This window comes from Rhodocytophaga aerolata (assembly GCF_030503435.1).
Classification (GTDB): Bacteria; Bacteroidota; Bacteroidia; order Cytophagales; family 172606-1; genus Rhodocytophaga; species Rhodocytophaga aerolata.
In genome coordinates this window covers 48,787-61,286 of sequence record NZ_JAUKPO010000028.1, presented here as the reverse complement: position 1 = coordinate 61,286, position 12,500 = coordinate 48,787, and the positions used below count along the sequence as shown (strand labels likewise).

Sequence of the window (12,500 nt, the reverse complement as noted above, 5' to 3'; positions counted from 1 at the left end):
AATAAGAAGATGGCAAAGTTGACAAAGAAACAAAAGGAAGCTCAGGCTAAATTTGACCTCGATAAAAGTTATTCCTTGAAGGAAGCTACTGATATACTAAAGCAAATTAGCTATACCAAATTTGATGCATCCGTAGATGTAGATATACGCCTGGGAGTAGACCCACGTAAGGCCGACCAGATGGTGAGAGGCGTAGTAGCCTTACCGCATGGAACAGGAAAGCAAGTACGGGTATTGGTACTTTGTACGCCTGATAAAGAAGCCGAAGCAAAAGCAGCCGGTGCTGATTATGTAGGATTGGATGAATACATTCAGAAGATAGAACAAGGCTGGACAGATGTAGATGTAATTATCACTATGCCAACCGTAATGGCTAAAGTTGGTAAACTTGGCCGGGTCTTAGGCCCTAGAGGGTTAATGCCTAATCCAAAATCTGGAACAGTTACGCTGGAAGTAGGTAAAGCGGTAAAAGAAGTAAAAGCCGGTAAAATTGACTTTAAAGTAGACAAAACTGGTATTGTACACGCAAGCATAGGGAAGGTTTCTTTTGAACCCGAAAAGCTGGTAGATAATGTACAGGAAGTAATTAATACCATAGCCCGGTTAAAACCTTCTTCTGCCAAAGGCACCTATTTTAAGTCGATTCATATGTCTACAACAATGAGTCCCGGTGTAATTATTGATAAAAACACAATAACAGGAATATAATCATGACAAGGGAAGAAAAAGCGGCCATAATTGAGGAACTAACTCAAAAGTTTAACACTAACCCTTTCTTTTATATTACAGATACTTCTGATTTAACTGTAGCAGAAGTAAATAATCTGAGAAGAATGTGTTTTGAACGTGGAGTTGAATACCGGGTTATCAAAAATACATTAATTAAAAAGGCGTTAGAAAATGTAAAAGGAGACTATACTCCATTACATGATACAGCATTAAAAGGATTTTCAGGCGTATTTTTCTCTGCTGAAGATGGAAAAACCCCTGCAAAAATAATTAAAGAATTTCGTGGTAAAGTTAAAGGTAACGAAAAGCCAATATTAAAGGGTGCTTCCATCGACTCTGATCTCTTTATTGGCAATGATAATCTGGATATACTCATCAACCTGAAATCTAAAGCAGAACTGGTTGGTGAAATTATCGGACTGTTACAATCTCCTGCTAAAAATGTACTTTCTGCTCTACAAAGCGGAGGTAGCAAAATTGCAGGCATCGTTAAAACTCTATCTGAAAGAGAAAGCCAGTAATAAGCTTTCTGTACTTTATGTAAGTTAAACCAATAGTTAAACAAATTCCAACAATTCAATTTATACAAAAATGGCAGATCTGAAAGCATTCGCAGAGCAGTTAGTAAATTTGACTGTAAAAGAAGTAAACGAGTTAGCATCTATTTTAAAAGAGGAATACGGTATTGAACCAGCTGCTGCTGCTGTTGCAGTTGCTGCGCCTGGTGCCGGTGCAGGTGCAGGTGCTGCTGCTGCTCCAGCCGAAAAAACATCTTTTGATGTTATCCTGAAGAGCCCAGGTGGTGCTAAACTGGCTATTGTTAAATTAGTAAAAGACTTGACTGGCTTAGGCTTAAAAGAAGCTAAAGAATTAGTGGATGGCGCTCCGAAAGCAGTAAAAGAAGGTATTGCTAAAGACGAAGCTGAAAGCCTGAAAAAACAATTAGAAGAAGCTGGTGCTGAAGTAGAATTAAAATAAGCATAAATCCGGCATTTTTCAATATTGCCTTCATATAATTAGGCCTGGCGTTTTGTCAGGTCTTTTCCTGTTTGTACATAGTTTATTTTACACTATGTAAATTTTTTAGCAAAATTATTGGTTATACTCATTAGTGGGTAATCAATAAAATGAATTTAGTAACAACCTAAACGCTCAATACTTTGGCTCAACAAAATCATTCCCAACGCGTTAGTTTTGCCTCTATTAAGTCGGTTATAGAATATCCAGATTTTCTTGACATTCAGATTCAGTCATTTATGGATTTCTTTCAGCTGGAAACCCCCGCTGAAAACCGTTCTCAAGAGGGGCTATTTAAGGTTTTTTCTGAGAATTTTCCTATTAGCGATTCCAGAGAAAACTTTAAATTAGAGTTTATTGACTATATGATTGATCCGCCTAAATATTCAGTGGATGAATGTATAGACAGAGGATTAACATATTCTGTTCCGTTAAAAGCAAAGTTGCGCTTATCTTGCAATGATGCTGATAATGAAGATTTTGAAACGATAGAGCAGGAGGTTTTCTTAGGAAACATTCCGTATATGACCGTCCGTGGCTCTTTTGTGATTAATGGTGCTGAGCGTGTGATTGTGTCTCAGTTGCACCGGTCACCAGGCGTATTCTTTGCTCAAAGCAAGCATACCAACGGTACCAAATTGTATTCAGCCCGTATCATTCCTTTTAAAGGTTCCTGGATAGAGTTTGCTACAGACGTAAATAACGTAATGTATGCATACATCGACCGTAAAAAGAAATTCCCGGTAACAACGCTATTACGTGCGATCGGATTCGGTTCTGATAAGCAGATATTAGATTTGTTTGGTTTATCGGAAGAAGTGCCAGCGAACCGCAATTCATTAAAAGATATTATTGGTAGAAAGTTAGCTGCTAGGGTGCTTAGAACCTGGACAGAAGACTTTGTAGATGAAGATACCGGTGAAGTAGTTTCTATTGACAGAAATGAAGTATTGCTGGAACGCGATTCTATCATCAAAGAAGAAGACCTGGAAACCATTTTAGATTCAGGTGCTAAGTCTGTCATTCTTCACCGCGAAGATATCAACGTAGCCGATTATACGATTATCTATAATACATTACAAAAAGATAACTCCAATTCTGAAAAAGAAGCCGTTGAGCAAATCTATCGTCAGTTAAGAAATACAGAGGCGCCTGATGAACAAACAGCAAGAGATATTATTCAGAACCTGTTCTTCTCAGATAAACGCTATGACTTAGGTGAAGTAGGTAGATACCGGATTAACAAAAAATTAGGTCTGGATATTGATACCAACGTACGTGTACTAACAACAGAAGATATTATTTCTATTGTGAAGTACCTAATCGGGTTGATTAACTCCAAGGCATTAGTAGATGATATTGATCACCTTAGCAACCGCCGGGTTCGTACCGTTGGTGAGCAGTTGTATAGCCAGTTTGGTGTAGGTCTGGCCCGTATGGCCCGTACCATCAAAGAAAGAATGAACGTGCGCGACAATGAAGACTTTAAACCAGTTGATTTGATCAATGCCCGGACACTGTCTTCCGTAATCAACTCTTTCTTTGGAACCAATCAGCTGTCACAGTTTATGGATCAAACCAATCCACTAGCCGAGATTACGCACAAACGGCGTATGTCAGCTTTAGGGCCTGGTGGTTTATCCCGTGAAAGAGCCGGTTTTGAGGTACGTGACGTGCATTATACACACTATGGCCGCCTGTGTACCATTGAAACTCCTGAAGGTCCGAATATTGGTCTGATTTCTTCGCTTTGTGTACATGCCAAAGTAAACAGCATGGGCTTTATTGAAACACCTTACCGCCTGGTTGAAGATGGTAAAGTGAACTTAGAGAAGCCAGTGATGTACTTAACGGCTGAAGAAGAAGATACACATTATATAGCGCAGGCCAATGCTAAAATAGATGACAAAGGAAGTTTTGTAAGCGACCGTGTAAAAGCTCGTTTTGAAGGTGATTTCCCAGTACTGGAGCCTGATAAACTAACCTATATGGACGTTGCTCCAAATCAGATTGTATCGGTAGCAGCTTCGTTAATTCCGTTCCTGGAGCATGACGATGCCAACCGTGCCCTGATGGGTTCTAACATGCAACGTCAGGCTGTGCCATTGTTGCGTCCGGAAGCACCTATTGTAGGTACTGGCCTGGAAAAGCGGGTGGCTATGGACTCCAGAGCTTTGGTAATTGCCGAAGAAAATGGGGTAGTAGAGTTTGTGGATTCTACCAAAATTGTGATGCGGTATGACCTGACAGAAGACCAGAAGCTGGTAAGTTTTGATCATGAGCTGAAAACATACAATCTGATTAAATTCAGAAGGACTAACCAGGATACTTGTATTAACCTGAAACCGATTGTATATAAAGGTGACAGAATAACAAAGGGACAAGTTCTTTGTGAAGGATATGCAACTAACCGTGGCGAACTGGCTTTAGGCCGTAACCTGAAAGTAGCATTCATGCCATGGCAAGGGTATAACTTTGAGGATGCGATTGTAATCTCTGAAAAAGTAGTACGGGATGATATCTTTACTTCTATTCACATTGAAGAATTTGAACTGGAAGTACGGGATACTAAACGTGGCGAAGAAGAGTTAACGTCTGAAATACCCAACGTAAGCGAAGAATCTGTAAAGAATCTGGACGAAAATGGTATTATCCGTATTGGTTCCGATGTAAAAGAAGGAGATATCCTGATAGGAAAAATTACTCCTAAAGGTGAAACTGATCCAACGCCTGAAGAAAAACTGCTAAGAGCCATTTTCGGAGACAAAGCCGGTGATGTGAAAGATGCTTCTATGAAAGCGCCGCCTTCATTAAAAGGAGTAGTAATTGATACCAAGTTATTCTCCCGTCCGAAAAAAGATAAGGACTTACGTGAAAAGTCTAAGAATGAAGTGAAGGTGCTGATGAAGCGGTATAGCAAAGAACTAACTGCTGTACGGGCGACAATGATTGACAAAATGGTGGAATTGCTGGAAGGCAAAACCAGCCAAGGTGTACGTCATAAGTTTGGAGATGAGATTATTACCAAAGGTGTAAAGTTCAGCCGTAAAAATATCAGCGAAAACTTATTCCCGGATAAAAACATCTACCGTGACGAAAGTACCTATAATGTAGCGGAAGAAGTAAACCTGATTTCAGATATTCTCCTGGATAACTGGACTTCCGATGCACATACCAACGATCTGCTGGTGAAGATGGTGAAGAACTACAATAAGCTCAGAAATGAGATTTCTGGTAAGTTCAAGAGGGAGAGATTCACCTTAGAAGTAGGAGATGAGCTACCTGCAGGTATTGTAAAACTGGCTAAGGTATATGTAGCCAAGAAGCGTAAACTGAAAGTGGGTGATAAAATGGCGGGCCGTCACGGAAATAAAGGGGTGGTTGCCAAAATTGTCCGCGAAGAGGATATGCCATTCTTAGCTGATGGAACACCAGTAGATATTGTATTAAATCCGCTTGGGGTACCATCCAGGATGAACTTAGGTCAGATTTATGAAACTGTATTAGGTTGGGCAGGCTTGAAATTAGGTAAGAAATACGCTACGCCAATTTTCGATGGTGCTTCCGAAGAAGAAGTAGCTAAAGAATTGAAAACAGCAGGATTACCTGAATTTGGCAGAACCTACCTGTACGACGGTTTGTCTGGCGAACGTTTCGATCAGAAAGTAACAGTAGGTGTTATCTATATGCTGAAACTAGGTCACCTGGTAGATGATAAGATGCACGCACGTTCTATCGGACCATATTCATTGATTACGCAGCAGCCACTGGGTGGTAAAGCTCAGTTCGGTGGTCAGCGTTTTGGTGAAATGGAAGTTTGGGCACTCGAAGCATTTGGCGCGTCTCACGTATTGCAGGAAATATTAACTGTTAAGTCTGACGATGTCATTGGTAGGGCAAAAGCTTACGAAGCCATCGTGAAAGGTGAAAATATGCCAAAACCAAATATCCCTGAATCATTCAATGTACTGGTTCATGAGTTAAGAGGTCTGGCTCTTGAGATTACTTTGGACTAACCTAAGAATAGAATGAATGTGCCGGAAAAAATATTCCAGGCACATTCACTTTCAGTTTTTAGTCTCAACAAGCAACAAGCAAATCCATTTATAAGCAAAATAAATTATGGCTTTCAAAAAAAATAAAAAATTCACCAACGACTTTTCCAAAGTCACCATCAGCCTGGCCTCACCACAGTCCATTCTGGATGGTTCTCACGGAGAGGTTACACAGCCTGAAACCATTAACTACAGAACATACAAGCCTGAAATGGGTGGTTTGTTCTGTGAGCGGATATTTGGTCCGGTGAAAGATTGGGAATGTCATTGTGGTAAATATAAAAGAATCCGTTACAAAGGGATTATCTGCGACAGATGCGGGGTAGAAGTAACGGAGAAAAAAGTAAGACGTGAGCGCATGGGCCATATCGAACTGGTTGTTCCTGTTGCACATATCTGGTATTTCAGATCTCTTCCAAATAAAATCGGTTACCTGTTAGGGTTGCCAACTAAAAAACTGGATCAAATTATCTATTATGAAAGATATGTAGTGATTCAGCCTGGTATTAAAGCAGAAGATGATGTAAAGGCACTTGACTTCTTGACAGAAGATGAATATTTGGATATTATCGATAAGCTTCCACGTGAAAACCAGATGCTGCCGGATGAAGATCCAAATAAGTTTATTGCCAGAATGGGTGCAGATGCCCTGGAAATGCTATTGTCCAGATTGAATCTGGATGAGCTTTCGTATGAACTGCGTCACTCAGCGGCAAACGATACATCTCAACAACGGAAAGCAGAAGCGTTGAAGCGGTTGAAAGTGGTAGAAGCCTTCCGTGAAGCACAAACCCGTATTGAGAACCGTCCGGAGTGGATGGTGATCCGCATGGTGCCAGTTATTCCTCCAGAATTGCGTCCGTTGGTGCCTTTGGATGGTGGCCGTTTTGCTACTTCTGACTTAAATGACTTATATAGAAGGGTAATTATCCGGAATAACCGTCTGAAAAGGCTAATTGAAATCAAAGCTCCTGAAGTAATCTTACGTAACGAAAAGCGTATGTTACAGGAAGCTGTTGACTCCTTATTCGATAACTCCAGAAAAGTTAATGCAGTAAGAGCGGATGGTAACCGTGCATTAAAATCTCTTTCAGATATGCTGAAAGGAAAGCAAGGCCGTTTCCGTCAGAACTTATTGGGTAAACGGGTAGATTATTCAGGCCGTTCGGTAATTGTGGTGGGTCCTGAATTGAAATTGCATGAGTGCGGTCTGCCAAAAGATATGGCTGCTGAATTGTTTAAGCCTTTTGTTATCCGAAAACTGATAGAAAGAGGCATTGTAAAAACAGTAAAATCAGCCAAGAAGATCGTAGATAGAAAAGACCCAGTAGTTTGGGATATTCTGGAAAACGTTCTGAAAGGACACCCTGTATTGCTTAACCGTGCACCAACACTGCACAGATTAGGTATTCAGGCATTCCAGCCGAAACTAATTGAAGGAAAAGCGATTCAGTTACACCCACTCGTTTGTACAGCTTTCAACGCCGACTTTGACGGTGACCAGATGGCGGTACACGTACCTCTGGGACATGAAGCGATTCTGGAAGCTTCTCTATTGATGTTAGCTTCTCATAATATCCTGAACCCTGCTAATGGTGCGCCTATAACCGTACCTTCACAGGACATGGTATTAGGCTTATATTATGTAACTAAAGGCCGGAAAGGTACTGCTGACAATCCTGTAATAGGTGAAGGCAGAAGTTACTATTCTGCTGAAGAAGTAATCATTGCAATCAATGAGAAAAAGCTTTCCAAGCATGCCAATATTAAAGTACGTGCCAAAGTACGGAATGAGAAAAATGAACTGGTTACTAAACTGATCGATACTGTAGCTGGAAGGGTAATTTTCAACCAGTTTGTGCCAGAAGAAGTAGGCTTCATCAATGAGTTGCTGACGAAGAAAAAACTGCAACAGATCATTGCCATGGTCTTCAAAATCTCTGGTATGGCCCGTTGCGCCCAGTTCCTGGATGATATCAAAGAATTAGGATTCCAGTCAGCATATAAGGGTGGCTTATCTATCGGCTTGAACGATGTGATGGTGCCTGAAGCAAAGAGCCCATTGATTGAAGGTGCAAAAACGGAGGTAGACAACGTTTGGAATAACTATCTCATGGGTCTGATCACTGATAATGAGCGTTACAACCAGGTAATCGATATCTGGACAAGAGTAAACTCACAGATCACTGAAACCCTAATGCGTCAGTTAGAAAGCGATCAGCAAGGGTTTAACTCTATCTATATGATGATGCACTCTGGTGCAAGGGGTTCCCGTGAGCAAATCCGTCAGCTGGGTGGTATGAGAGGTTTGATGGCGAAACCACAGAAAAACCTTCAAGGCTCTGTGGGAGAGATCATCGAGAACCCAATTATTTCCAACTTTAAAGAAGGTCTGGATGTATTGGAGTATTTCATCTCTACACACGGTGCACGTAAAGGTCTGGCCGATACAGCGTTAAAAACAGCCGATGCTGGTTACTTAACCAGAAGGCTGGTAGACGTTGCCCAGGACGTAATTATCAATGAGGAAGACTGCGGAACCTTAAGAGGATTATTAGTAACAGCGCTGAAAGATAATGAAGACGTGGTAGAAGCCTTGTCTGAACGTATCTTAGGCCGTGTTTCTGTGCATGATATATTTGATCCGTTGTCAGGAGAACTGATTGTATCTTCAGGTGAAGAAATTACAGAAGATGTAGCTACACATATCGATGAAACAAGCATCGAGTCGGTAGAGATCCGCTCTGTATTAACGTGCGAGGCAAAACAAGGAGTATGTGCAAAATGCTATGGCCGTAACCTGGCGTCCGGTAAAATGGTACAAAAAGGAGAAGCCGTAGGTGTTATTGCTGCACAGTCTATTGGTGAGCCTGGTACACAGTTAACGCTGAGAACTTTCCACGTGGGTGGTACAGCTTCTAACATTGCGGTAGATGCTTCAATCAAAGCTAAATTTGATGGTACTATCCAGTTTGAAGACTTACGAACCATTTCTACAGTAACAGCCGAAGGTGAAAAAGCCTTAGTTGTTATGGGGCGTTCTGGTGAAATCAAGATCTTACAGGAAGATGCGGTAGGAGATAAAACCTTAATCAGTAATCACGTTCCATATGGCGCTTTCCTGAAGGTAACTGACGGACAAAAAGTGAAGAAGGGCGATGAGTTGTGTTTCTGGGATCCTTACAATGCGGTAATCTTATCTGAGTTTGATGGTACCATTGAGTTTGATGCCATTGAAGAAGGTATTACCTTCCGTGAAGAGTCTGATGAGCAGACTGGTTACCGTGAAAAAGTTATTATCGAAACCAAAGATAAAGCGAAAAACCCATCTGTTGTAGTCGTACCTAAATCTGGCGAATCAAAAGGATACAATATGCCGGTAGGTGCCCACTTAGCAGTGGAGAAGGGAGCAGCCATTAAAGCAGGACAAGTTCTGGCAAAAATCCCAAGAGCTATTGGTAAGACAAGAGATATTACCGGTGGTCTGCCAAGGGTAACAGAATTGTTTGAAGCCCGGAATCCATCTAACCCAGCCGTAGTTAGTGAGATTGATGGTGTAGTAACGTATGGTGGTATTAAACGTGGTAACCGGGAGATCTTCATTGAATCGAAAGATGGGGTGAAGAAAAGATACCTGGTGCCATTGTCTAAGCACATCCTGGTACAGGACAACGACTTTGTAAGAGCTGGTTATCCGTTATCTGATGGTGCTATTACACCTTCCGACATCCTTTCTATTAAAGGCCCAACAGCTGTACAGGAATACCTGGTGAATGAGATTCAGGAAGTATACCGTCTGCAAGGGGTGAAGATCAACGATAAGCACATTGAAGCAATTGTTCGCCAGATGATGCAAAAAGTAGAGATCATCGAGCCTGGCGACACCAACTTCCTACAAGGACAAGTAGTAGATAAATTTGCTTTCCGTGATGAGAACGATGCCATTATGGATAAGAAAATTGTAGTAGATGCCGGTGATTCCGAAACCCTGAAACCAGGGCAGATTGTAAGTGCCAGAAGGTTGAGAGACGAAAACTCCAGCCTGAAACGCCGGGATTTGCGTGTGGTGCAGGTACGTGATGCCGAACCTGCTGTATCGCAGCCTACGTTACAAGGTATCACACAGGCTTCTCTGGGAACAGAAAGCTTTATCTCAGCTGCTTCTTTCCAGGAAACAACCAAAGTACTCAGCGAAGCTTCTATCCGGGGCAAAGCCGATTACCTGCTTGGCCTGAAAGAAAACGTAATTGTAGGTCACTTAATACCTGCAGGTACAGGCTTGAGAGAGTACGGTGATATTATTGTTGGATCTCAGGAAGAATACGATTCTCTGGTAGCCTCCAAGGAAAAATTCCAGAAGAGAAGAGAATTGCAGGATTAACAATGAGTAATGAATAATGAGTAATGAGTAATTGCGTAAGTAATAACTTATTACTCATTTTTCCTTTTAGTATTCATTAGTCATTCATCATTAACCATTATACTATGGCGGACGATCAGAAAAAGAAGCAACAGCAACAACCGGATAATCAAATTAATATAGAGCTTTCAGAAGAAATGGCGGAAGGCGTGTATGCCAACCTGGCCATGATTGCCCATTCTAACAGTGAATTTGTAATTGATTTTATCCGCCTAATGCCGGGAGTACCTAAAGCAAAAGTGAAATCCAGAGTAATTGTTACCCCTGAGCACGCCAAACGCTTACTTAATGCTTTGAAAGAAAACATCCGGAAATATGAAGACACCTTCGGCACAATAAAACAGACCGAAGAAAACTTCAATTTTCCAATGAATTTTGGCGGAACAATGGGTGAAGCTTAGAGATATGCTTTCATTTTCTCACTAAACAAGAAAAGCTGCTTTAAAAAGCAGCTTTTCTTGTTTTATATAGCTCTCAGCGGGGTTTACCATGTAACTAATTGGGTGTTAAACTAGTTAAATAGGATATACTCATTAAACCTATATAAACCTATTAAACCCTATGGACTCTCCAATTCTGCATAATATTGCCGGTTTTATATTTATATTTTCTGCTGTACTTTTAACGGCCGGTATAATCCGGCCAATGATCGTACTCTGGTGGACAAATCATAAAACACGGGTAAAAGTATTAACTGTATATGGATCATTAGCGTTGATTACAGGCATTATCTATTTTGCTACTATCAACCCGGAAGGCGATGGAAGAAAAGATGTAGCTACCCCTAATAGTGCAACTCAGCAAGATGGTGTGCAGGGAGGCGATGCCAATCAGTAATACTTTTTTCGCTAACTTATCTGTTGCGTTCCATCAATAAATGCCATATTATTACGTTTTTACAGCACAACTTACGGTATTTATTGACTGTCCAAACATATGTTTTTAAAACATACCATTTCTTATATTTTTATTCATTTGTTGTCGCTATATCTGCTTGCCGGATGTTCAGGCGACAACAATTCTACAAAATCAGAAAAAAACAATCCTTCCTCCACTACTACAGAAAAAACCGGTGAGGAGGCTGCTGTGGCAACTCCATCCGAAAGTATAAGCCGGGTCAATTTATACCTGGAGACTTCCGCCAGCATGGCTGGTTATTTGAGTGGTGCTACTGAGTTTAAAGATGAACTAGCCAACCTGGTTTCGCAACTCGACAAACTACAAAACCAGAATACCATTGCCAATACAGGCTATTTTATCATTCCTAAAGATACAGCGGTTCAAAAAGTGGATGATGCCGGTGCTTTCCTCAATCTGCTTAAAAGCCCTAAAAATGCGATCGGCGCTAATTCGTTAATCGTAGATATATTTACGATGCTGCAATCCCGCAACAATGCTCAAACAGTGAACATTTTTGTGTCTGATTTTATTTTGTCAGACTTTGACATTACGAATAAATCCATTATTCAGGGACAAGTAAACCGGATTTTTAACCGTTACCAAACAGCAAATACGGCAACTTCTATTTATGCATTTACTTCACAATTTAATGGAAAGTATTATCCATACCCGCGTGGGGTGCAGGAATACAAAAATGTAACCCGGCCCTATTATATCTGGATATTTGGGAATAGCCAAAAAGTAGATGCCTTAAATAAAGCGCTCAAGAAAAGTGGATTTTCACCGGAAGAAGAATTGCATTTCGGGTTTGACTTTAATGCAAATCCAACTTTTAAAGTAATGAACTATGCCGGAAAGCAAGGCGACTTTGTAGTTGCTAGGAATAACCAGGGGCTGGAAGATGTGCAATTATACCGCAACAGGAATTTAGAACTAGGAATAGGAATAGATTTGTCAGCCTTCCCGGATAAAATAACTGCCAACCGGTATATTACCAAAAACCTTCAGTTTGAAGGAAAAAATGTAGAGGGTGAAATAGTGTCTGTACAACCCATAAGTAAAGTTCAGCTGCAAAAAAGTGATAACACACTCGTGGAAACTAACAACCTAACTCACCTGGCTACAGTACAAATAGCTACCATCCGGGGAAAACAAGGAAGTTTTACACTCACCTTAGCTAAAACAGATACGCCGTGGTATGAGGAATGGAATACAGATGACGACAGCAATGCCGAAAAAAATGAAGGGAAGACCTTTGCCTTAGCTTATCTGATAGAAGGAGTAAAACAGGCCTACAGAGATAATACCGATTATTTTACTATTACCGTACCAGTAGTAAAGGAGTAAAGTTATTTAAAATAAGTAGCATGCTTTACTAC

Annotated in this window: 8 protein-coding genes; all 8 read left to right on the top strand. The window is 40.9% G+C overall.

Features of this window, described 5'->3' with window-relative positions; translation table 11 throughout:
* Window positions 1-9: 9 nt before the first annotated feature.
* Window positions 10-708: a 50S ribosomal protein L1 gene (gene rplA, locus Q0590_RS28820; protein WP_302041116.1), complete on the top strand. Its 699-nt coding sequence runs from the start codon at window positions 10-12 to the stop codon at window positions 706-708.
* A 2-nt stretch (window positions 709-710) separates the two neighbouring features.
* Entirely contained in the window at window positions 711-1,250 is a 540-nt protein-coding gene (gene rplJ / locus Q0590_RS28815; protein ID WP_302041115.1) for a 50S ribosomal protein L10, read from the top strand.
* A gap of 70 nt (window positions 1,251-1,320) precedes the next feature.
* Window positions 1,321-1,707: a 50S ribosomal protein L7/L12 gene (gene rplL, locus Q0590_RS28810; protein ID WP_302041114.1), complete on the top strand. Its 387-nt coding sequence runs from the start codon at window positions 1,321-1,323 to the stop codon at window positions 1,705-1,707.
* A gap of 182 nt (window positions 1,708-1,889) precedes the next feature.
* Window positions 1,890-5,762, top strand: a complete 3,873-nt coding sequence (rpoB, locus tag Q0590_RS28805; RefSeq protein ID WP_302041113.1) for a DNA-directed RNA polymerase subunit beta — start codon at window positions 1,890-1,892, stop codon at window positions 5,760-5,762.
* Window positions 5,763-5,868: 106 nt separating this feature from the next.
* A complete protein-coding gene (gene rpoC / locus Q0590_RS28800; RefSeq protein WP_302041112.1) occupies window positions 5,869-10,182 on the top strand; it encodes a DNA-directed RNA polymerase subunit beta' in 4,314 nt (1,437 codons plus the stop codon).
* A 104-nt stretch (window positions 10,183-10,286) separates the two neighbouring features.
* Window positions 10,287-10,622: a DUF3467 domain-containing protein gene (locus Q0590_RS28795; RefSeq protein WP_302041111.1), complete on the top strand. Its 336-nt coding sequence runs from the start codon at window positions 10,287-10,289 to the stop codon at window positions 10,620-10,622.
* A gap of 160 nt (window positions 10,623-10,782) precedes the next feature.
* A complete protein-coding gene (locus Q0590_RS28790; RefSeq protein WP_302041110.1) occupies window positions 10,783-11,058 on the top strand; it encodes a hypothetical protein in 276 nt (91 codons plus the stop codon).
* Window positions 11,059-11,157: 99 nt separating this feature from the next.
* Window positions 11,158-12,468, top strand: a complete 1,311-nt coding sequence (locus Q0590_RS28785) for a hypothetical protein (RefSeq protein ID WP_302041109.1) — start codon at window positions 11,158-11,160, stop codon at window positions 12,466-12,468.
* Window positions 12,469-12,500 lie beyond the last annotated feature (32 nt).

Coding starts and splice junctions, on each gene's coding strand:
- rplA (WP_302041116.1), top strand. CDS start 10: ATGGCAAAGTTGACAAAGAAACAAAAGGAAGCTCAGGCTAAATTTGAC.
- rplJ (WP_302041115.1), top strand. CDS start 711: ATGACAAGGGAAGAAAAAGCGGCCATAATTGAGGAACTAACTCAAAAG.
- rplL (WP_302041114.1), top strand. CDS start 1,321: ATGGCAGATCTGAAAGCATTCGCAGAGCAGTTAGTAAATTTGACTGTA.
- rpoC (WP_302041112.1), top strand. CDS start 5,869: ATGGCTTTCAAAAAAAATAAAAAATTCACCAACGACTTTTCCAAAGTC.
- Q0590_RS28795 (WP_302041111.1), top strand. CDS start 10,287: ATGGCGGACGATCAGAAAAAGAAGCAACAGCAACAACCGGATAATCAA.
- Q0590_RS28790 (WP_302041110.1), top strand. CDS start 10,783: ATGGACTCTCCAATTCTGCATAATATTGCCGGTTTTATATTTATATTT.
- Q0590_RS28785 (WP_302041109.1), top strand. CDS start 11,158: ATGTTTTTAAAACATACCATTTCTTATATTTTTATTCATTTGTTGTCG.